This is a genomic window from Fibrobacter sp. (genome assembly GCF_017545445.1).
Lineage (GTDB): Bacteria > Fibrobacterota > Fibrobacteria > Fibrobacterales > Fibrobacteraceae > Fibrobacter.
In genome coordinates this window covers 1-23,820 of record NZ_JAFWOM010000113.1, presented here as the reverse complement: position 1 = coordinate 23,820, position 23,820 = coordinate 1, and the positions used below count along the sequence as shown (strand labels likewise).

General features: G+C 43.1%; 14 protein-coding genes. 12 read left to right on the top strand and 2 right to left on the bottom strand.

What is annotated here, in order from left to right; genetic code table 11:
• Nucleotides 1-6: 6 nt before the first annotated feature.
• Entirely contained in the window at nt 7-2,055 is a 2,049-nt protein-coding gene (locus IKG78_RS12625) for an FISUMP domain-containing protein (RefSeq protein ID WP_290944001.1), read from the top strand.
• Nucleotides 2,056-2,119: 64 nt separating this feature from the next.
• On the opposite strand, the gene IKG78_RS12620 is transcribed toward IKG78_RS12625, so the two are convergent.
• Both IKG78_RS12620 and IKG78_RS12615 read right to left on the bottom strand, forming a co-directional pair.
• On the bottom strand, nt 2,120-2,848 hold the full coding sequence (locus IKG78_RS12620; protein ID WP_290943999.1) for a fibrobacter succinogenes major paralogous domain-containing protein: 729 nt from the start codon (nt 2,846-2,848) through the stop codon (nt 2,120-2,122).
• Between the two features lie 98 nt (nt 2,849-2,946).
• Nucleotides 2,947-7,383, bottom strand: coding sequence for an acyl-CoA dehydratase activase (locus IKG78_RS12615; RefSeq protein WP_290943996.1), 4,437 nt, complete (start codon nt 7,381-7,383; stop codon nt 2,947-2,949).
• Nucleotides 7,384-7,693: 310 nt separating this feature from the next.
• Here IKG78_RS12615 and IKG78_RS12610 point away from each other — a divergent pair, with 310 nt between their 5' ends.
• From IKG78_RS12610 to IKG78_RS12560, 11 genes are all read left to right on the top strand, one after another.
• Entirely contained in the window at nt 7,694-9,136 is a 1,443-nt protein-coding gene (locus IKG78_RS12610; protein WP_290943994.1) for an SUMF1/EgtB/PvdO family nonheme iron enzyme, read from the top strand.
• 50 nt (nt 9,137-9,186) lie between these two features.
• Nucleotides 9,187-10,662, top strand: a complete 1,476-nt coding sequence (locus tag IKG78_RS12605) for an SUMF1/EgtB/PvdO family nonheme iron enzyme (RefSeq protein ID WP_290943991.1) — start codon at nt 9,187-9,189, stop codon at nt 10,660-10,662.
• A 60-nt stretch (nt 10,663-10,722) separates the two neighbouring features.
• Nucleotides 10,723-11,994, top strand: coding sequence for an SUMF1/EgtB/PvdO family nonheme iron enzyme (locus tag IKG78_RS12600; RefSeq protein WP_290943989.1), 1,272 nt, complete (start codon nt 10,723-10,725; stop codon nt 11,992-11,994).
• A gap of 179 nt (nt 11,995-12,173) precedes the next feature.
• Entirely contained in the window at nt 12,174-13,484 is a 1,311-nt protein-coding gene (locus tag IKG78_RS12595) for an SUMF1/EgtB/PvdO family nonheme iron enzyme (protein ID WP_290943987.1), read from the top strand.
• The gene (locus IKG78_RS12590; RefSeq protein WP_290943985.1) at nt 13,481-15,007 is read left to right on the top strand and encodes an SUMF1/EgtB/PvdO family nonheme iron enzyme; all 1,527 of its coding nucleotides are present in this window, start codon (nt 13,481-13,483) and stop codon (nt 15,005-15,007) included. Before IKG78_RS12595 ends, IKG78_RS12590 begins: the two co-directional genes overlap by 4 nt.
• Before the next feature lie 60 nt (nt 15,008-15,067).
• Nucleotides 15,068-16,486, top strand: coding sequence for an SUMF1/EgtB/PvdO family nonheme iron enzyme (locus tag IKG78_RS12585; protein WP_290943983.1), 1,419 nt, complete (start codon nt 15,068-15,070; stop codon nt 16,484-16,486).
• Nucleotides 16,487-16,536: 50 nt separating this feature from the next.
• Nucleotides 16,537-17,190 carry a hypothetical protein gene (locus IKG78_RS12580; protein ID WP_290943980.1) on the top strand — a complete coding sequence of 218 codons (654 nt, stop codon included), beginning with the start codon at nt 16,537-16,539 and terminating at the stop codon, nt 17,188-17,190.
• Nucleotides 17,129-17,869, top strand: coding sequence for an SUMF1/EgtB/PvdO family nonheme iron enzyme (locus IKG78_RS12575; protein WP_290943978.1), 741 nt, complete (start codon nt 17,129-17,131; stop codon nt 17,867-17,869). Before IKG78_RS12580 ends, IKG78_RS12575 begins: the two co-directional genes overlap by 62 nt.
• Before the next feature lie 154 nt (nt 17,870-18,023).
• Nucleotides 18,024-19,628 carry an ATP-binding protein gene (locus IKG78_RS12570; RefSeq protein WP_290943976.1) on the top strand — a complete coding sequence of 535 codons (1,605 nt, stop codon included), beginning with the start codon at nt 18,024-18,026 and terminating at the stop codon, nt 19,626-19,628.
• Nucleotides 19,607-21,700: an SUMF1/EgtB/PvdO family nonheme iron enzyme gene (locus IKG78_RS12565; protein WP_290943974.1), complete on the top strand. Its 2,094-nt coding sequence runs from the start codon at nt 19,607-19,609 to the stop codon at nt 21,698-21,700. Before IKG78_RS12570 ends, IKG78_RS12565 begins: the two co-directional genes overlap by 22 nt.
• Nucleotides 21,701-21,945: 245 nt before the next feature.
• Nucleotides 21,946-23,796 carry a hypothetical protein gene (locus IKG78_RS12560; RefSeq protein WP_290943972.1) on the top strand — a complete coding sequence of 617 codons (1,851 nt, stop codon included), beginning with the start codon at nt 21,946-21,948 and terminating at the stop codon, nt 23,794-23,796.
• The last annotated feature ends 24 nt before the right edge of the window (nt 23,797-23,820 follow it).

The window sequence follows — 23,820 nt, the reverse complement described above, 5'->3', positions numbered from 1 at the left end:
TGTGTTATGAAAAAATTGAATAAAATATCAGTTCTTCCGTTGCTGGCTTTATTTGCCGCTTGTGGCGATGATTCTTCTTCTGCTCGACCTTCGTCTGTTTCGTCTGTTGATGATCTGCCGCAATGTACCGAGCTAAATGATGGCGAATTTCGTTTTGTTGAAGATAAGGGCGAAACTTATGCGTGCAGCCAAGGTTTTTGGGTTAGTGAAAACGAATTGGAATTGAAGGTAAAAAGTTCTTCTTCTCGAATTTATTCTAGCTCGAATATCATGAACGGGAACAGTTCTTCGGCGAAGTATTCGTCCTCGCAAAATTCTTCATCTTCCGCAAAATCATCTTCATCGGTAAAATCTTCGTCTTCGATGTCATCTTCTTCAGAGGAATTTATTCCCGGCAAGGTCATCAAGGGTGCTTATTACGGAATGCCTTTTGGAAGCGGTGATCCGGTTATTGAAGTTCTGGCTTTAAATGACAAGCTTGAGTATGTCGATTCCACAGCTGTTTATAAAGGATATGTTGACATAAATACGGGTGCGTTTGTCGTTCGCGGCCTGCCAGAAGATATTTCTCTTGCAGAAATGAGAGTTGAGGGGAACCTTTCGGGCAAAGGTTATGAAAGTAATTACCAGACCGATACGGCATTTGCCGATTTGAAATCTGTCGATTCTCTTTATGTAAATAGCGGCATGGTCATGCTTGCTAAAAGAATAAAGTATCTCGTTCAAAAGCAGGGGCTTTCTTTTGCCGACGCGAAACACCAAGCCGAGTCTGAATTGCAAAAAGCATTTTTTGTTGAAGACAAATTCTATGATTTGGAAAAAATCAACATGCTGATGGATTCGACCGATGGTGGTTTGTGGGCTTCGGCGATTAGTTCGTATAAAGGGCGAGTTGGTAAATATTTTGCAGCGGAAAGCTATGTCAAAAACGGAAAGGCTGAGATAGCGTATGATACCCTTGCAATGAATATCATAAACGATCTCTTTGGAAATCCGTATTCTTATTTTGGAAATATTTATAATAAATCTTCTTGGTTTTGCAAAAAAGGCATGCGTGATAGGCTGACGATGGTTGCGGATTCGATTACGGGGCGTGGAACATGTACCAAGGAACGGCAAAATGAATCGTTTATAATGGCTGATACGAGTTTTAGCAAGCGTTTGATGAAATGCGATGCTGGAGCGTGGAGAGAGTTTAATACTTTGGAAAAAGATACTTATCTGTGGGAAAATCCTTGTAAAGTGGGTACGATGAAGCAGACTGAACAAGAAAACGCCTATAACAGAAGAATTTATTACTGCAATGATAAAAAAGAGTGGATAAGCGCTATGGAATTGAGTACCGATATTCCGAAGGATGCTTACTTGAATCCGAATATCAATTACGGGACGATGACTGACGAGCGTGACGGAAAAACGTACAAGACGATAAAGATTGGCGATAAAACTTGGATGGCCCAGAATCTGGATTTCCGCGGTTATAAAGACCAAAGCCTTGCAGACGAAAAATTGATGTCAAATGTTGATAAGGGTAGGGTTTGCTACGAAAAGAAACAGGTCTATTGCGATCTTTGCGGCAGTATGTACAGCTGGAGCGCTACGATGAATATTTCTAAGCAAGTGATGAATGATACAGCTACGGTTGAGGGGCTTATTCAGGAACATCATCAGGGGGTGTGCCCTGACGGCTGGCATATTCCTTCTTATGAAGAGTTCAAGAATATTCTCGCAGATGAATTGAATTTGGAAAGCGATAAGGCTGGAAAATACTTGAAGTCCATGGCCGGTTGGCGCACGGTTTTGTCGGATACTGTCGGTTTTGCGGCATTGCCTTGCGGCAGGTATTGGTATGCAAGCAATATAAGCAACTATGCTTCTGAGGATTTCGCGTATGATACTTATTATTATGCTTATGATGGTGTAACGCAAGTGCGTGTCCGCTTTGCATCGAAATCGGAGGCCTATATAACTCTTGATAAGCCTAGATATTGGCATTCGACAGGAAGCCCCTATCCTGACTATCATTCGTATATCCGTTGCGTCAAGAATGATTAACGTTATTTGCAAAAAAAATCCGGGATGATGTTCCCGGATTTCTTTTTATGCTCAAGATAAAATATTATTTGTTTTTAAGGCAACGGACTGAAAATGCAAAATGCTTGTCGTTGGCTGATGTCGCCTCGCTGTCGAAGTGGTCCGTTAGGCTTAGGCCAATTCCTTGTCCATTATCGTTTTCGGAAGATGTCCAGAAATGAGCCGTTTCTCCGAGATTGTTGAATTTGAATGAAGCGTCTCTGTAGCCAGCAGGCAAGGCTCCGAAACCAAAATTATCAGTGCCGTCTATGTCTGGCCATTCGGTTGTAGATCTTATGCGTGTTCCGGGCGTAAAGGAATCTCCCATGTTTGCAGAAAGCTGTTCGAATTCCTCTTTGCTCGGCAGGTGCCATCCTTCAGGGCAAACTTTCTGTGCAACATCCCAAGGGTACAATCGACCGTATTTTTGGCAATAGAAGTTGTTGTTGCTGTAGCAATAGCTACTTGCGTAATCGTAGTTCAGGTTTTCAGCCATCCAAGTCTGTGCCGATTCTCCCTCGCCGATAACGACTGTTTTGTAAGTTTGGTCGTTACGCGGATCGGTCATTGTTTCGAAAACTATTTCTTTAGCTACTGAGGAACTTGAAACGGTTGCTGATGACGAAAGCGTCTGTGCCGTCGATGAATTGATGGCCGAAGAACTGCTTTCTCCAATAGTAGAACTGTTGTTTGGTGAATTGGATACACTGTCATCTCCGCACCCAACAATGCTCAACGCTATAATCGTTGTTGCGCAACAGATAAGTTTTTTCATGATGCAACTCCTTTTATGAATTAGGCTGTAGGTGTTAAGTCGTAAGCTTTTCACATCGTTCAAGACGATTCTGTCTACTTCCTACTTCCTACTGTCTACTAACGAATCTTATTCGCGCGTTCGAGTTCGCGGGCGTTGATGATAAGCATCTGCAAGCGGTTCTCGATGTTCGCGAAACTGGTATCCGGATCGTAGTCCAAACTCAAAATTTGCACGTGCGGGCAACGTTCCTTCACGGCCTTCGTGAGTCCGCGACCACTGATGTGGTTTGCAAGGCAGGCAAACGGCTGCACAATGATGAAGCTGTTGATGCCGTGCTTGGAGTTGTACAAGATTTCTGCCGGGATTAGCCAGCCTTCGCCCGTGTTGTACGTCGGGTCGATAATGCCGTCGATGTAGTTCACGAGCTCGAAGCAGTCGGCGTGGTGTTCGTAGAGCTTGAACGTCTGCATGACCTTCTTGGCGGTTTCTGCGGCATGTGCAAAGAGCTTTGCGGTGACGCCGCCTTCGAGGCGGTCTGCAATCGGATTCGCCGAGAATCCACGCTTGATCTTTTCGGCGCGAACAACTTCATCGACGCGGAAGAAGTCCATCATGCCAGGGAGGTAAACTTCCATACCGTTGTCCATGAGGTAATCTTCGACATGACCGTTGGCGCTCGGATGGTAATTCATGAGGATTTCGCCGAGCACGGCGACGCGCGGCTTGCGGATGCCCTTCTGGCGGCTTTCCGTGATTTCGACCTTGTTGAATTCTTCGATGCACTGGTGCAACATTTCGACAAGGCGTTTTCCGGAACCAAGCTCCGTCTTTTTGAGCGTGGCGGCGGTCTTCATCAGTTCCGGCATCCACTTGCTGTAAATCTTCTTGGTGTCGCCGGGGTGAACTTCGTACGGGCGGAGAGCGCGGTACGCTGTTTCGATGGCATCCATGAATGCAAGGCCCCAAAGCGTATGGAGGCGGAAGTCAAGGCCCAGCTGGAATCCCGGATGCATGCCCTTATAGTCGATGCCGGTCGTGATGATGGAAACGTCCTTGTAACCCGCTTCGTCAAGAGCCTTACGGCCGAGCACGGAGTACTGCACAGCGCGGCAGTTTTCGCAGTTCTTGGCAAGGCACATCGAAACTTCGGTCTGCGGAACGTTCGGGTGTTCTTCGAGCCACTTGAGGCATTCGCCAATGTTGATCTGGCAGGGGAAGCAGATGTCGTTGTGCACGTACTTCTTGCCAAGTTCAATAGCGCGCTTGTCTGCAACCGGGAGGTAATCCGAGAGGTAACCCTTGCCCTGGATGTAGCTACTTGCGAGAATGGCGAAAGCAGGCGAGAGGTTCGGCGTCAAGATGATACGCTTTGTCTTGTCGCTTGCCACGTACGGCGTGTGGAACTGCGGTTCGTTCGAAATCGGCTTTTCCGGGAGGTTTGCTGCACGGCGGGCCTTCACGGTTTCGATAAAGCTCTTGATGCGGATGCCCACCGGGCCTCTTGCGTCGCCTTCGTCGAGCTTGAGCATGAGCATTTCCTTGTTGGAATCGCGGTGCATCATGCGCATCATTTCGTCGGTCAACACAGAGTCGTGTCCGCAACCGAAGCTCACGATCTGGGCGAGTTCCACGTTCGGGTCTCTCGATGCAATCATCGTCGCACCGAGCATACGCAAATGGAACGTGTTTTTGATTTCTACGCGGGTGTGGCTAGGCACATCCTGGTCATACACGCCCGGGAGCGATTCGGTGGTGAGCACTGGAATGCCCATTGCGGTAAAGTGGCTTGCAATGTTGTGGTTGATGAGCAAGTCGGCATGGTAGGGGCGGCCTGCAATCACCACGGCAAAGCTGTCGTTTGCTTTCACGTCGTCGAGAATCTTCTGGCCTTCTTCGAGGAGCGTGGTGCGGTAATTATTAAGAGCCTTTTCGCCTTCGGTCACCGCCTTGTCCAAAGTCTTGCGGTCAATGTTCCAGTTGTCATGGAACCAGTCGATGGTCTGGCTTCTGCGGAGCTTCGTGTTTGCCCAGTGGAAAATCGGCTGGTCCATCGGGATGCCGTAATTCTTTTCGGGTTCGTCCGTGTTCTGGCAGATGTTCGGGTAGCCTTGTACGACCGGGCAGACCGTCGTGGCGTTAAACTTGGTGTGGTCGCTCGGGAGCGAAATCATCATCGGGAAGAAGATGCGATCGACCTTCTTTTCGATGAGGCTCAGCACGTGGCCGTGGACGAGCTTGGCCGGGAAGCAGACTGTATCCGAAGGCACGCTGTGGAGGCCAGCTTCGAACATCTTGTAGTCGCTCTGGCGGCTCACGACAACAGTGTAGCCAAGGGCCGTGAAGAACGCTTTCCAGTAGGGGAGGCTGTTCCAGAATTCGAGCACACGCGGAATGCCGATGGTCTTTCCGTTTTGCGGCAAGAGAATCTGCGGAGCGTAGTCCTTCACCAAGAGCTGGTTCGTGCGCTTGATCATGTCCGGCACGGACTGCATCTTCTTGTTGATTTCGGCAATGAGCTTCTTGGTGGCCGGATCGTTCGGGTCGGCGGTGACTTCGCCGCGTTCGCAACGGTTGCCCGTCACAAAGCTCTGGCCGTCGCTAAAGGTCACGATGGTGCGAGAGCAGTGGTTGGTGCAGTACTGGCAAAGCTGACCCGGCTGGTTGTGCCAGCTGAAGGTGCGCATGGCTTCGAGGCCGATAAACTTGCTCTGCAAATTCGGATCCTGGGCGCGCTTTTCTTCCATGAACTTCTTGGTCAAAAGAGCGATACCGATAGCGCCCATTTCACCCGGGCGTTCCGGACGGATGGCCTTGAGGCCCGTGTACTGTTCGAAGGCTCGGAGAACAGCGTTGTTCTTGAACGTACCGCCCTGCACCACGACCTTCTTGCCGAGCGTATTCAGGTTGCGGATGCGGATGACCTTCGTGAAAACGTTATTGATGATGGAGCGGCAGATGCCCGCAATGATGTCTTCGGGCTGCTTGCCGTCGCGCTGTTCCGTGATGATGGAACTGTTCATGAACACGGTACAGCGGCTGCCGAGCTGAGACGGACTCTTGGAGTTGAATGCGAGTTCCGCAATCTTTTCCATCGGGATGCCGAGGCTACGGGCGTACGTTTCGATGAATGAACCGCAACCCGAAGAACAGGCTTCGTTGAGGATGATGCCCGTGACGACGCCGTCTTGCACGGAGATGGCCTTCATGTCCTGACCGCCAATGTCCAAGATGAACGAGACGTCGGGGCAGAGACGCTGGGCCGCGTTCGCGTGGGCGACCGTTTCCACCGTGTGGTAGTCTGCGTGGACGGCCTTTGCAAAAAGCTGTTCGCCGTAGCCGGTTGTACCCACGCCCAAAATGTTGAGCTTCACGCCGTATTCTTCGTAGCGGTCGGCGAGGTCCACCATGGCGCGCTTCAAGACGGCCAGCGGTTCACCGTCGTTACTGGCGTAGAAGCCGTCGATGACCTTTTCGTTTTCGTCGATGAGCACGAATTTCGTTGTGGTAGAACCTGCGTCAATGCCCAAGTAGGCGTTGATGGTCGAACCGGAAGGCGGCTGCGGATAATGGTTGTCCGCCATCTTGTGTTCTTCGAGGAACAGCTTGTATTCGGCTTCGTTCTTGAAGAAAAGGTCGGAGGCTGCCTTGGCCTTGTTTTCGGCTTGGCGCGTTTCGCTAAAGTGGACGAGTGCGTCGAGCGAACCTTCTTCGCGGTACATGCATTCCTGGTTCGCGAACATGGAGCCGTTAGCGAGGGCTGCACCCATGGCGACGAGCACTTCGGAATGCTCCGGCACGATAGCCTGTTCGTCCGTGATGCCCAAGCGTTCCTTGAACGCTTTCACGAGCGTCGGGTTGAACGTCAAAGGGCCGCCTTCAAAAATCACGGGCGGCTTGATTTCCATACCTTGGGCGAGGCCGCCGATGGTCTGCTTTGCGATGGCGTGGAAACTCGAAAGTGCGATATCTTCCTTGGCGATGCCATTGTTGAGCATCGGCTGGATGTCCGTCTTGGCGAACACACCGCAACGTCCGGAGATTTCATAGACCTTCTGGCCACGTTTGGCATAACTTTCGAATACTTCTGTCTTGATGCGGAGGAGTTCTGCCACTTGGTCGATAAATGCACCCGTACCGCCGGCACAGACACCGTTCATGCGCATGTCAGAGGCGATGAGTTTCCCTGTGGTCTTGTCCTTTTCGAAGAAGACGACCTTGGCGTCTTGACCGCCGAGTTCGACGGCGACTCTAGATTCAGGGTAAGTTGCACGAACTGCAAGAGCGTTGGCGACTACTTCTTGCACAAAAAAAGCGTGGGTGGCTTCGGCAAACGGTTGACCGCCGCTACCGCAAAAAGCGACTCTAAAATTCTTGCCCGGGAAAAGGGCATGGGCCTCGCGCAGGACATCATAGACCTTTTGGGCCTGCATAGCGTTGTGGCGTTGATACGTATAGTGTAAAAGCTTAGAGGTCTCGGGATCAACTACAGCAATTTTCACAGTGGTGGAGCCAACATCGACTCCAACCCATAAATCGTTCAAAGAAGTATTCATAGTGTGCCAAATTTAGTTTTTTTTCATTTTTTGAAAATGATTTTTTTCGTTCAAACGGATAAAACGCGGCTCTTCTGAATCAAAAACAGCTGTCCGCATGTGCAGTGGGGAAGTAGGAAGTAGGCGGTAGGAAGTAGGAAGTGATGCGAAAATGCTATTTTGACGGCCTGTCATGACGACCGTAGGGAGGAAGGATTCAGTCACTTCTAGTGTCATCCTGAGTCCCGGAACAAGTCCGGGATAAACTCCGTCTCCGTAAGGACGAAGTCGAAGGATCTTTATAATAGTAGAATTTTGTATATTCAGTTGTATGAAATGCCGCATCGGAATGAAAATAGCTTTTCTCTTTGCAATAAACCTCTGCATCGCTTGCTCTCTATTTTGCACGGGCTGTTCAGATAAGGAAAAATATATCGCTTTAGATCGCACTTCGTTAAAAGCCGAAACTTGGCTCGAAGTTGAAAAGAACGAAACCGTCAAAATTTGCATAGACTCAAAAGTCCGTACATGGGAAACCTCGTTGGATACCGAAATTCTCAATGATTCTTGCTTAAAAGTTCAAATTCCAACGCTTGTCGGTGTCAATACAATTAATGTGCAATTTTACGATACCGACAGTGCCTATAAAATCAATCTGGCCGTTGGCATGAAGTATCTTGATTTCAAAAATGAAGAAGTTCATTACGGATATGACTTACTTTTAAAATCCGGATTGTCAAGAAAAAATGTATCAGTAACAGGGAAATATCTCGTAGATAAATATCCTGTGACCAACTGTGAAATTCTACATACGTTATGGGAAGACATTCCTTCATTTTCTACATCTTTAGATTCTTTAAACAATGATTTTATAAAAAGCTGGATGCTTAGAAAACACAATCATGATTTCGATGAAAAATGCAGTATTCATGATTCTGCAGCCACTTTATTTCCATTGTATTTAGCCATGAAATACGCCAATGCTCGCAGCGTTCGAGATAGTTTAAAACCTTATTATGTGTTTTCGGAAATTACAAGGAAGATAATCGAAATAAAACCAAAATCAGATAAATACAAACACATTAAATCCAAAATAAGACATGATCATACCCAAGATGGAGTCTCAATATGGCCGGACGAAAAACATAAATACACCATAGTTTATGGTGATTTTATTGAACACGAAGAAAAAAATATTAATGTGATGGTAGATTCAACGTCGGACGGATACCGTCTCCCTTATTACGACGAATGGGAAATGTTGGCTCGTGGTGGGGATAAAAGTAAGCGTGTTCCTTGGGGCGATTCTGCTTCGTTTCATGAAGTATCAAAGTACGCAAAATTATGTATTGAAATAAAAGGTGATGCGTGGAAAAAAATAAATCTAATAGACATTCCATTTGTCCCATTTAATTTCTGTAGATGGGGAAGGTATAATGAATCGGGCCCTGTAGGCAAACTAAAACCTAATGGTTATGGTCTTTACGACATGTTTGGTTTAGTTCAAGAACATGTTCTTTTGGAATTGCATAATGATGGGGATGACCCTAGCATCATGCTTCTTCGAGGTCCCTATACAGAATTTGGTCCAAGAACTCCTGAAACATGTGTTGGCCAATGTCCTTCTTGTTTGAAAGGTGGCAGTCTATATTCTGATTGGAAAACAATTGATTATAGTTACGTATCCATTGATGAATATCCCCGTTCAGGCGGTTTCCGTCTCGTCCGCAACATCGGCAATAGCGCCAAGTGGACCGAAGTAAAATCTAATTGACAAATGCAAAACCGAGCAATCTCGGTTCTCTTTTTTGTATATTCAATTGTATGAAAAAGATTTTATTGTTCCTAACGATGTGCTTTGCATTTGCAAATGCTCAATTTTATTATGACAAGCATGGAGAATGTCGCGGTGCGTATAAGGATAGTTTGGACCACGCGACGCTTGTCAAATTTGCTGAAAAAATCCGTGGTCCGATTTTGGTAAAAAAGTCGGTTGAAGGTGTCAAGCCTACAAAGAGTTTAAAAAAGATTAAAAGAACTCTTAATGTAAGCCGCGATACTTTGGACAAAGAAAACTGGCTCGAAGTCGAAAAGAACGAAAGTGTCAAAATTTGCGCTGACCAAAAAGTTCTTGCATGGGAAACATCTTTAAGTTCGAATATAAAAAACGATTCTTGTCTTGCAATTCAGGCACCAACACTTATAGGTGTTGAATCTATCAACATCTATTTTCCCGATGCCGACAGTTCTTTTAAACTCAATTTAGCCGTTGGCATGAAGTACTTGAATTTAAAAAACGAAGAGGTTCTTTTAGGTTTTAATGAATATGATACATCATTTGCCAACACCAACGAATTTTTCGTAGAATTAGACCCAGAAAGACTTGCTTTAGTTACAGGCACATATTTAATCGATAAATATCCTATAACAAACTGTGAATTTACGCAACTGATGTGGGATAGCATTCCAAACAAAACAACGTATTCGCATCAACATTATAGAAGAGTTCAAGAAGAATGGATATCCAGAAAAAAACATAGTAAGCGCAATGAAAAATGCATAGTGCACGATACAGCGGCAACAAGAGTTTTTCTATACCAATCTATGAAGTATGCCAATGCACGTAGCGTTCGCGAAGGATTAAAGCCATATTATATATTTTTAGAGACTGACGCCGACGAGTCAACAATCATAGCAGACAAAAATTCCAAAGCCGTAGGCTATATTATCGGTTACTACGATTTTGTAGAACATGAAAACAAGCTCATTATGGTTAAAATAGATAGCACGTCCGACGGCTACAGGCTCCCATATTATGACGAATGGATGATGTTTGCCCGTGGCGGGGATAAAAAAAATAAGGCTCCATGGGGAGATTCATCAGCGACCTTTAAAGAAGCGTCAAAACATGCAAAGTTTAAATCTATGAACAGAGATTTTTTTCATTCAGAAAAGGAAATGGAGTTATCAGAGCCAGTCGGTCAACGACAGCCCAATGGATATGGACTATACGATGTATTTGGGCTAAATGAAGAACAAGTACTTTTAAAAAAATCACACCCCCTCTTTACATCTTTAGGCGTTTATTATTTCAACAATAATTTTCCGTACTGTTTAAAAGGCGGAACATACTACGTTACAGAAAGTCGTTCAATTCATAATGGCCATATGCCTTATTGGAAGTATTTTAACTACGGCCGTTTTGAGTACGGCTATCCTGGAATAGCAGGCGGTTTCCGCCTCATCCGCAACATCGGCAATAACGCCAAATGGACTGAAGTAAAAACGGACGAGGAATAACTTTTTCCTAAAAATGAAGAACCGAGCAATCCCGGTTCTCTTTTTTGTATATTCAATTGTATGAAAAAGATTTTGTTGTTCCTAATGATGTGCTTTGCGTTTGCGAATGCCCAATTTTATTATGACAAGCATGGAGAATGTCGCGGTGCGTATAAGGACAGCTTGGAGTATTCCAAGCTTGTCGGGCTCGCCGAAAGATTTCATGGTCCGATTTTAGTGAAAAAGCCTGTCAAAGGTGTCAAGCCAAGAAAAAATTTGAAAAAGATTCCACAAAAAAAGATTCAAAGAACGTTTAATGTAAGCCGCGATACTTTAGGCAAAGAAAACTGGCTCGAAGTCGAAAAGAATGAAATAGTCAAACTTTGTTTAGACAATAATGTCCTTGCGTGGGAAACATCCTTAGATTCCAAAATACTGAATGATTCATGCTTGATTTTTCAAGCGTCAATGTTCATTGGCGTTGATACTATTAAATTATACTTTCCCGATAGTGATTTTTCACAAAGCATCAATTTTGCAAATAGTTTGAAATATTTAAATTTTCATAACGATGAAATAATGCTAGGATTTAATAATTATGATCCAGCAGAATCAAAGAAAAATCCTTTGCGAAAAAATGAAGATCCATTAAGAATTGAATCAATTAGTGGTTCGTATTTAGTGGACAAGTATCCAATAACAAACTGTGAATTCACACAATTAATGTGGGATAAAATACCTACAAAGCCAACATTTACAAATTCCGATAGACAGGAAATGGCTCTAAAATGGGCTTATCGAAAAAAAAACAGCATACGCAATAGCAACTGCATTGCTCATGATTCTGCTGCATGCACAATATTCCTATCACAAGCTATGGAATACGCAAACATTCGTAGCATTCGAGAAGGTCTAAAGCCATATTATATTTTTTCAGAAACAAATTTTAACGAACCAAGTATTTTGTCAAAAAACAATTATATTATAGCCTATTTTGATTTCACAAAGAACGAAGACAAGTACGTTCAAATTTCAGTGGATTCATCTTCTAACGGTTATAGACTTCCTTATTACGATGAATGGGTAATGCTAGCTCGTGGCGGTGATAAAACAAAAAAAGCCCCTTGGGGAGATTCTACTGCAACATTTGCAGAAGCTCAAAAATACGCAAAATTTTTTTCTGAAACAGAAATTTTTGAAGCCGATCCTGTAGGTCAATTATTGCCCAATGATTACGGACTTTATGATATGTTTGGCTTGGTTTGGGAGCACGTTCTCTTTGAAAAAAAGAATCCGTTTAAAGCTCTTAAAGGTCGGCCCTCTTGTCTGAAAGGAGGAGACGATCAAGTTTGAGAAAATCATATATGGAATAAAGCATACCGAACTCCTTATTGGAAATGGATTAACTATGGGTATTTTTATCCTAATTACAGTAGCGGTGTTGAAGCTGGTTTCCGTTTGATTAGAAAATTAAAATAACAACAATCTGATTAAGAGACCATAATCGGCCTCTTTTTTGTATATTCAATTGTATGAAAATATTTTTGTTGTTCCTAACATTGTGCTTTGTTTTTGCAAATGCTCAAGGCATCAAGCCGAAAAAGAATTTGAAAAAGTTTCCTCAAAAAATTCAAAGAACACTTAATGTAAACTGCGATACTTTGAACACTGAAAACTGGTTCGAAGTCGAAAAGAACGAAATCGTTAAAATTTGTGCGGACCAAAAAGTTAAGGCATGGGAAACATCGTTAAAATCAAAAGTAAAGAATGATTCTTGCATAATTCTTCAAACACCAACGCTCATCGGCGTAGAATCACTTAATTTATTCTTTTTAAATGCAGGCCGTTCAAGAAAAATTAATTTAGCTGTAGGCATGAAATACTTAAATTTTAAAAGTGAAAAAGTTCTTTTGGGATATAACCAAAAGAAAAGAAATGTCATTACAACAATAAATGGAAAAAACGAAATAAATGAAGATCCAGAAAGGTTTGTATCCGTTACAGGAACATACTTAATCGATAAATATCCAGTTACAAACTGCGAAATCACTCAGCTGTTATGGGATAGCATCCCCCAAAATGTTCCAAACCTCGATCCCGATTCTAAACGATACACCCAAAATTGGATATTAAGAAAGAAAAACGGAATTCGCAATGAGAATTGCTTAACCCATGATTCTGCAGCGGCTTCAGTGTACTTATATCAAGCCATGGTTTATGCAAATGTTCGTAGCAATCAAGAACAACTTAAGCCGTATTACATTTTTTCGGCAAGTGAAAGCAACGATGCAAAAATATTATCAGAAGGTAAATATGTTGTAGGCTATTGGGACTTTACGAATCATAAAGAAGGTTTCATTCAAGTTTCTGTAGATCCATCATCTGATGGTTATCGTATTCCTTTTTACGATGAATGGATGATGTTTGCACGAGGAGGAGACCAAAAAAACAAAGCAATTTGGGGAGATTCCTCCGCTAATCTTAAAGATGTTCTAAAGTATGCGAAATTTGGTACTGGAAAATATTTTGATGAATCAGAACCCGTTGGACAGTTAAAACCAAACGGATTCGGCTTATATGACATATTCTGCCTCGTATGGGAACATGTTCTTTTTAAAAGAAAGAATCCGTTCCATTTACTTATGGGTAGTCCATCTTGTTTGAAAGGTGGCGGTAATTTAGTATTGACAAAAGACGATGGTGAATACCATTCTGAGCCGCATTGGAAGTCAATGAACTATTCATCGTCAAGGCCTAATTTTCATAGTAGTGCAATAGCCGGTTTCCGCCTCATCCGCAATATCGGTAATAACGCCAAATGGACCGAAGTAAAATCTAAATGACAAATGCAGAACCGAGTGATTCCGGTTCTCTTTTTTGTATATTCAATTGTATGAAAATATTTTTGTTGTTCCTAACGGTATGCTTTGCGATTGCGAGTGCTCAGTTCTATTACGACAAGCATGGAGAAAGCCGCGGTGCGTATAAGGATAGCTTGGTGTATTCAAAGCTTGTTGAACTTGCAAAAAGATTCCGTGGTCCGATTTTGCTGAAAAAGCCGGTTGAAGGAGTCAAGCCGAGAAAGAATCTGGAAAAGATTCCCGAAAATAAAATTCAAAGAACTTTTGACGTGAGCCGCGATGCTTTGGACAAAGAAAACTGGCTCGAAGTTGAAAAAAACGAAATCGTTAAAATTTGTGTTGACGAGCCTGTTGTCGCATGGGAAACATCCTTAAAAGCGATTATATCTAGCGATTCGTGCCTAGCTTTCCAAGCACCGACGCTTATTGGTGTTGAAGCGCTTAGGGTGCATTTCTATAAAGAATACATGCCTTACTACATCAACTTCTATAACGACGTATATTCCTACAATGTCAACTTAGCAATCGGTATGAAATACATAAACTTCAAAAATGAGGGGATTCTATTAGGATATAATGAATTCAAAGGACGAAAACTTTTAGGATTAGATACAAAAGAGCGAGATCCAGAAAGACTCGTATCCGTTACGGGTTCTTATTTAGTGGATAAATATCCTGTGACAAATTGTGAATTTACACAACTAATGTGGGATAGTATTCCTGTACAATCAATACACGAAGTAAAATACGCACAAAATATTCAAAATAAGTGGATTTCAAGAAAAAGAGACTTTACACGCAATAAGAATTGTCCTGTGCATGATTCTGCTGCAAATACAGTGTTTCTCTATCAAGCCATGAAATACGCAAACGTTCGTAGTAGCCGAGAAGGGCTAAAACCATATTATTTGTTTTCTGCAGTAAATGCCGATGGAGAAGAAATTTTGTCCAAAGGAAACTACATCATCGCATCGTGGGATTTTAGCAAACACGAGCAATCGTATATCAAAGTAACTGTAGATTCGTCTTCAGACGGCTACAGACTACCTTATTACGATGAATGGATGATGCTAGCACGAGGCGGTGATAAAAAGAAAAGATCCCCGTGGGATAATGACCTTTCTGCAACCTTTGATGATGCTTCTAAATATGCGATATTTGCTACAGCAAAGAAAGAATTTGATTCTGAACCAGTTGGTCAACGGCAACCAAACGAATATGGATTATACGATATATTTGGCTTAGTTGAAGAGCATGTTCTTTTTGAAGAATATAATCCGTTCTCGTACTATTTAGGGCACCCATCGTGTTTAAAAGGCGGAAGTAATCGAGTACGAAAAAATCCAGAAGATCGAAAAGATGAATTTGAATCAGAACCAACTTGGAGAATGATTAGTTATGGATATGCAGCCCCCAATTGGGGTCCTGCGTTGGCTGGTTTCCGCTTAATCCGAAACATCGGCAATAACGCCAAATGGACCGAAGTAAAAACGGACGAGGAATAACTTTTTCCTAAAAATGAAGAACCGAGCAATCCCGGTTCTCTTTTTTGTATATTCAATTGTATGAAAATTTTTTTGTTGTTCCTAACGATGTGCTTTGCGATTGCGAATGCCCAATTCTATTATGACAAGCATGGGGAATGTCGTGGTGCGTATAAGGATAGTTTGGAACACGCGACGCTTGTCAATCTAGCAAAAAGATTCCATGGTCCGATTTTGGTGAAAAAGCCGATTAAAGGTGTTAAGCCAAGAAAGAATTTGAAAAAGATTCCAGAAAATAAAATTCAAAGAACTTTTGATGTGAACCGCGATTCGTTGCGCAAGGAGCTTTGGCTCGAAGTGGAGAAAAACGAATTTGTGAAAATTTGTGATGACGGGCCTATTGTCGCATGGGAAACATCGCTAAATTCGAGTATTCTCAATGATTCCTGCCTAGCATTCCAAGCTCCTATTTTTGCAGGTGTTGAAACACTGAAAATATATTTTCCCGAAAAAGACAGCGTTTACAATATCAATTTAGCAATCGATTTAAAATACTTAAATTTCAAAAATGAAGAAGCACTACTTGGTTTTAACAACGAGGTCGTTAATAATAATTTATCATCCAAAGAAGATCCTGAAAGATTAACATCAATTACAGGCACTTTTCTCGTAGATAAATACCCCATAACAAATTGTGAATTTACTCAACTAATGTTAAACAGGATTCCATCAAAACCATCCTTTACAAATTCAGACAGACAGGAAATGGCTGAAAAATGGGCTTACAGGAAAAAGATTTTCACACAAAAAAATAATTGCATAACACATGATTCCGCTGCATGTACAATTTTTTTATCACAGGCGATGGAATATGCTAATGCTCGCAGTATTCAAGAAGGTTTAAAGCCGTACTACATTTTCACATCAACGGATTATCAAGCCCCTCGTATATTATCAAATAAACAGTATATTATTGCTTATTTTGATTTTTCAATAGATGACGACAAATATGTTCTGGTTTCTGTAGATCCGTCATCGGATGGCTATAGACTACCTTTTTATAATGAATGGATGATGTTCGCACGTGGTGGAGATAAAAAGAAAACCGCACCATGGGGTGATACAACAGCAACTTTTGAAGACGCGTCTGAATATGCTATATTCGGAACACATGCAAGTAGATATGAAGCAGAACCTGTAGGTCAATTAAAGCCTAATGGATTTGGCTTATACGACATGTTCGGTTTGGTTTGGGAACATGTTCTTTTTGAAAACAGTAATCCATTTCAAATTCTTAAAGAACGACCTTCTTGTTTGAAAGGAGGGAGTAACCATGTCAGAAAAAAACACATATGGTACAAAGCTTATAGAGAACCCTATTGGAAATGGATAAATTATGGTTACTCATATCCTAATTATAGCAGTGGAGCAGCAAAGGGTTTCCGCCTAATCCGCAACATTGGCAACAACGCCAAATGGACAGAAGTAAAATCTAAATGACAAATGCAGAACCGAGTGATTCCGGTTCTCTTTTTTGTATATTCAATTGTATGAAAAAGATTTTATTGTTCCTAACGATGTGCTTTGCGTTTGCGAATGCTCAAGGCATCGATTCAAGCGTGAATCAGGAAAACATTCCAGAAGATAAAATCCAAAGGTCTTTTGATGTGAGCAGCAATTCATTGCGCAAGGAACTTTGGCTCGAAGTGGAGAAGAATGAAGTCGTCAAAGTTTGCATTGATAAAAAAGTTAAGGAATGGGAAACAAAACTAGACTCAAAAAAAATCAATGACTCATGCTTGGTATTTCAAGCACCTTCTCTTGTTGGAAGCGACACCCTTAAAGTTCATTTTTCAAAAAGACCGCTTTCGCGGAATATATATCTGGCAATAGGAATGAAACATCTAAAATTCATACGAAAAAAAGTATTGCTTGGATATAGCCCAAAACCAGAGGAAGGAAATATTGCAAAAGCCCTATCTCTTGCACATTCAAAACAAGAAGACCCAGAGAGACTTGCTTTAATCACTGGAACATACCTTGTTGATAAGTATCCTGTAACAAATTGTGAAATAGCACATTTTATGAATGACAGTATGCCTGTAGATTTTTCATACAAGCATGAGTGGATAAAAGGTGTTCATGAAAGATGGTCAGATGTCTTCAAAGAACGTTTTTTTTTACAAAGAATGCCCCGCTCATGACACGGTTGCAAATACAATAATTTTATTGCAAGCAATGGCTTACGCTAATATGCGAAGTTTTCGTGAAGGATTAAAACCTTATTATAGATTTTTTGAAACAAAAGAAAAAGGATCAAGCATTATATCCAAAGGTCAATACATTATTGGATATTTCGACTTTACAAAACGCAATAATCAATTCAATTTCATAAAGGTTGTTGCAGATTATTCGTCATATGGGTATAGGCTGCCTTATTATGACGAATGGATGATTTTGGCCCGTGGCGGAGACATGAAAAACGAGGCACCTTGGGGTGATTCCTCCGTAGCCTTTAATGATACTGAAAAATACGCAAAATTAAGCACTGCAAAAAATTTCAAATCGGAATCCGTAGGGCAATTACTTCCCAATGGCTATGGTCTTTACGATATGTTCGGATTAGTATGGGAACATGTTCTTTTTGAAGAATCGAATCCTTTCCGTGTACAGAAGAACAGTCCTTCTTGTTTAAAAGGCGGAGATAACGGCATTCTTAAAAGAAAAGATGATGATAAATATCATACCACTACATATTGGAAAGAGTTAAATTACGGTTATTCTCAATTAAATATCAATAGTGACAAAAATGCCGGTTTCCGCCTAGTCCGCAACATCGGCAACAATGCCAAATGGATCGAAGTAAAGTCCGACAAGGAATAACATTCACAAAACGTCATTATCAAAAAAGAGGCCTGCAAGCCTCTTTTTTTTGCTTATGCACGGTCGCAGCAACACCATGTTCTCGCAGAGTTTACCAAGCAGGTCCAAAAAGCACCCCTCCCCACCCTGCTATAAAAAATTATATATTGTCGGTATGGCTCGCAAATTTCCCATAGGCATTCAGACATTTTCGGAGATCCGCAATTTCAACGCTATTTACGTTGATAAGACGAACTTGGTTTACAAGCTTGCTCAAGAAGGCAAGGTTTATTTCCTCGCTCGTCCGCGACGTTTCGGGAAATCGCTTTTGATAAGCACGCTCGACGACTACTTTTCAGGCCGCAAGGAACTGTTTACGGGACTTGCCATCGAAGGCCTCGAAACCGAATGGAAAAAGCATCCAGTGCTTAGATTCGATTTTAGCCGAATGAAATTCCAAAGACCCGGCGATTTAGACGAACTCTTGGATTTGCAGCTAAAAGAATACGAGTCGCTTTATGGCATCGATTTGCAGCCAAGGTCGCTTGGAGAAGAAACTCTAAAAAAAAGCAGCCGTCTGCAAAATGTAATTCTTGCAGCAGAAAAAAAGACCGGTGAAAAAGTCGTTTTCCTCGTCGATGAATACGACGCCCCTCTGCTTGATACTCTAGTCGATCATAAAGCGTTTGAAGCCATGCGGCAGACGCTCCGCGACTTTTACAGCCCACTCAAGAGCCTTGATGCTCACTTGAGATTCATATTCATTACAGGCATCACCAAGTTCAGCCAGCTTTCGATATTCAGTGAACTGAACAATTTGAAAATCATTTCGATGCTTGACGAATACGCGACTCTCTGCGGAATTTCCGAAGAGGAACTGCGTACGCAAATGAAGCCCGAAATCGAGGCTATGGCGGCAACCACAGGAAAAACTTTCGAGCAGGTTTGCGACGGACTCAAGCAAAAATACGACGGCTACCATTTCTCGGCTAAATCGCCCGATATCTACAATCCGTTCAGCCTGATGAACGCCTTGCAAGATAAGCAATTCACCAACTACTGGTTCGAAACAGGAACGCCGACGTACATTATAGAGCAAATTAACAAATTCAATATAGACCCCGAAGAACTTGCAAAAGGCATCGAGGCGACTGCGGACATGTTCAACATTCCGACAGAAACATCTGCAAACCCGATGCCTGTGCTCTACCAAAGCGGCTACCTGACCATCAAGGGGTTCCGCCCTCGCGGCAACGTCTATAAGCTCGCGATCCCGAATGAAGAAGTCCGCGAAGGAATTTTCAAAAGCCTGCTTCCGCATTATGCCGGCATCGACAAAAGCAGGAGCGATACCTTCATCATTCGCTTTACGGACGCAATTTACGACGGAAAAATAAACGATTCGATGGAAATGCTACGGGCGTTCTTGAGTTCAATCCCTTACGACGCGGAGCGGCAGGACGAAGACCACTACAAGACCATTTTCTATCTGCTGTTCCGCATGTGTTCGCCGTTCGTTACCGAAACGGAGGCACGCTGTGCCGCAGGTCGTGCCGATGCGGTCGTGGAGACTGACGACGCGGTTTATGTATTCGAGTTTAAGCTGGACAAGAACGCGACCGCTGAAGACGCGTTAAAGCAGATTGACGACAGGGGTTACTTAATTCCATACACCGTTAAAAAAACGGATGACGGAACGCCCAAGAAACTCTTTAAAATCGGGGCTGTCATCGACTCCGCAAAACGCACCCTCGGCGAATGGAAAATGGTGGAAACATAAGCCATTTCCTCGAAGCCGTCATCCTGACGACCGAAGGGAGGAAAAATCCAGTTACATTCTTTATAACAATTGATTTTTGTATATTCAATTGTATGAAAATATTTTTGTTGTTCCTAACGATGTGCTTTGCGTTTGCGAATGCTCAATTTTATTATGACAAGCATGGAGAATGTCGCGGTGCGTATAAGGATAGTTTAGAACACGCGACGCTTGTCGGGCTTGCAAAAAGATTTCATGGTCCGATTTTGGTGAAAAAGCCCGTCGAAGGTGTCAAACCGAGAAAGAATTTGAAAAAGATTCCAGAAAACAAAATACAAAGAACTTTTGATGTGAACCGCGATTCGTTGCGCAAGGAGCTTTGGCTCGAAGTGGAGAAAAACGAAATTGTGAAAATTTGTGTTGACGGGCCTATTGTCGCATGGGAAACCTCGTTAAATTCGAGTATTCTCAATGATACCTGCCTAGCATTCCAAGCTCCAATGTACGTTGGAGTTGAATCGATAAATGTTTATTTGCCAGAATCAGATAGTCCGCATAAAATTAATTTAGCAGTCGGCATGAAGTATCTTGATTTCAAAAACGAAGAAGTTTTGCTTGGTTTTAATAAAAGAATAGAGTTTCGCAATAGAGAAATAATTGAGGATCCTGAAAGAAATGTTTTTGTCACAGGAACTTATTTAGTAGATAAATATCCGGTTACTAACTGCGAAATTCTACAAATGATGTGGGATAGTATCCCTTTGAAAACATCTTTTGATAGCGGAACAAGACAAGACATTGGCCAAATATGGGCGAAAAGAAAAAAAGCAAGCACTCGCAACAAATCATGCGCAATGCAAGATTCTGCAGCTTGTACAATATACTTATTTCAAGCAATGAAATACGCAAATGCTCGCAGTATTCGTGATGGATTAAAACCATATTACATTTTTTCTACAGCAGATAAACAAGAATCTTTCATCATATCAAAAGGGAAATACATTATAAAATATCTTGATTTCATCGATCGCGAGGATATATTCATTCAAATTACAGCAGATTATTCGTCTGACGGCTATAGACTCCCATATTACGACGAGTGGATGATGTTCGCTCGTGGAGGAGATAAAAAAAATCCAGCACCTTGGGGCGATACTACTGCAACATTTGAAGAGGCTTCAAAATACGCTCAATTCAATACGGATGCGGTCGTTTATGAATCCGGCCCCGTGGGCCAGTTGAAACCTAATGGTTACGGTCTATATGATATGTTTGGACTCGTTTGGGAACACGTTCTTTTTGAAGAAAGAAATCCCTTCATCGCTCTTCGTGCATTTCCATCCTGTTTAAAAGGGGGCGACGATGCTGTTAGAAAAGATGAAGGAGAATGGTATAAGGCTTATATGAATCCTTACTGGAAAGATATTAATTACGGATATTCAAGATCTAATTATACAGCAGGACGTGCTGAAGGTTTCCGCCTAATCCGCAACATAGGCAACAACGCCAAATGGGAAAGAAAAGATTCGATTGCCAATGATAAATCTGTTGATGATTTAAAAAATAAAGAGTTGCATACAAACGATAGCTTGGTGAACTCGGAACCGGACAAAGACTCTGTTTCGGACAATGAAAAGTTGAAAGAGCGAAAAGTCCTTGATTTGAAAGTTAGTGATGTATTTATAGGTCGCCGTCAATTGGGTGGGTATGTTGGGACTGTAACACCGATTTTCCCGATTATGGATTCGATTCCTGTGCCTTGGTTCAGGCATTATTTATCGGGTAGTAAGCTTGCTAGAGCGATTAAATTTAAAGTTGAAAAAAATTCCCTGACAAGAAATCGAACGATGTGGGTGCGTATCTCACTTGTGAAAGAAGATGGTTCACTTTACGATTTTAATACATCGGTTGATGTTGAATTTTATAGAATTGGAGAAGAACGTGATAAATACATATTCCAAAGTACGAAAATGTTCAAAGACAAAGCTATTCTTTTTACCCGGAACGAAAAAGATATTGGAAACTTTAAGGAAGCAGTTGTTTTGTGTATTAAGAAAAATTCAGATAAATTTGCATTTCAATTACTGGAGTGATAATTTGGGGTGGCAAGTTCCTATTGCTCCGGCGGTTAAATAAATTCCAGAACAACTTGGTGGTTCTGGTCTGCCATCTTACGGTTGTCACCCTGGAGGGAGTGCAACGACCGATAGGGCCCATGCATTACACAACCTTTTGAAACTTAGATTGATGCTTCTGCATCCGAGGCAGTAGAATTTTTGGACTAGAAATAAGTAACTATGAACTAGTAACTACACAATAAAATTCTATCTTATCTTTCGTGAACAAAAAGTATATCATTCCTGTCGTTATTTTTTCGATTTTGTTGTTGCTCCCGTTTGGCGTGCAAGCGGTTGCCGATTTGCGTGGCGAGAAGCGTTTTCAACCGTTTGACATTTTCAAGGATGTGGTTTATACGCCGATTGTTCGCGAGAAAAATGTCGCTGCGGCTGCGGACTCGCTCGATGTGAAGTGGCGTGCGGCGCGTGAATCTATTGCTGCAGGTGTAGAAGTGACTGATGCTTTGGAACCTGTAATTTCGTCGCTTTCGGACTTGGAAGCGGCGGTGCTTTCGGTGAATACGTATGCGGAACTTGATACATCTGAAGCTCGTTACAAAAGTCTCAAGTTGGCGGATACGCTCATCTCGAAGTTGGAGGACGAATCGGAATCGTTCCCGCAGGCGGATTCTTGTATCAAGTCGCTCGTGGCTGACCTTGGGCATGTGTCGCTTTGGCGTGCGTTCTTGGACGTAAAACATTACGGCGTGTGGACGAGCCGCTATTTGCGAGCTTTTGAAAATAAGATTGACGACGAGAGCGCTATTGTGTTGGCGTTGCGTCCGAAGTATCAGCTTGCGGTTTGGAATCTCTTTAGTGATCCGGGCGAGAAGGTGGTGCTTGGCGCTGCTGGCGATTGCATCGGTGCGGGCTGTGGGCGCGATACCGCCGCGGCTTCCGACCGTTGGCTTTTCTACCGCCAGGATGTGGAATTTTTGGTGCAGCCGTCTCCGCTGGATGTGCGCAGTGCAAAACTCGACAATCCGGTGAAGGCGATTGAAAGGTTTCGCGACCAGCTTAAGGCGAAGGGCGTGGAATTGCTTGTGGTGGTTACGCCGGGCAAGCCGAGCATTTATCCGGAACGATTGACGGGCAAAAATTCGGATGCCGCCGGAACTGCCGCGGGGAAAAATGCCGCGGGGGAAAATGCTGCCGCGGTTGGAAATGCTGCCGCTGTCGGGAATGCCGCGAGTCTCTCAAATGCCGTCGGGCTCCAATCGCATGGCAAAAAAATTCTTGATTCCCTCACGCGTGCTGGCTTTAACACGGTGGATTTATATACGCCGCTTTTGGCCGCAAAGTCTCGCGATTCCGTTGAAGGCTCGCTTTACCTGAACGACGATACGCACTGGACTCCGCGTGGTGCTGAACTTGCCGCTGCAGAAATCGCCGCTGCCGTGAACCGCTTGGAATCGGACGGAAAAATCAAGCTGAAGGACCTTCGGGGCGTTTATCCAGAATTAGGTTATAGAGCAAAAGATTCCGTTGCCGACCGCATGGGCGACGTTGGTGAGATGAGCGGACTCAACAAGTTTGGGGTATTTAAAACGCAACGTGTTGTGGGGCATGTTGTTTCTCAGTTGAACATTATGAGAGAAATTGAGTCAAACCCAGACTTTGATGCTGCTGTTGATTCTGCTTGGAAAATGTGCAACGAGAAGTTTAAAGATAAAGCAAAAATCGACTCATGCTACAATTATCATTGGAAAGTGCAAGAAGAGTTGTGCGAAAAGAGTGGAGCCAAGATATGCGCGCAGCAAAGCACTTTAAATTCAACAGAAAGCGTGTTCAAAGACGATTTCCGCAAGTCCGAAATCTTGATTCTTGGTGACAGTTTCAGCCGCATTTATCAGACCGATTCACCGGTGAACGCCGGATGGATTGCCCACTTCGCGAAGAACATGAACGCCCGCGTCGCAAGCATTGTGAGCGACGGTGGCGCCTCGACACTTGTCCGTGAAAAGCTCGCCCGCAAAGCAAGCGTGCTCAAAGGCAAGAAACTCCTCATCTGGGAATTCGTCGAACGCGACTTCCGCTTCGGCGCGGAAGGCTGGAAAAATGTGGAGTTTTAGAGGTGAGGGGGGGGGCTACAATTT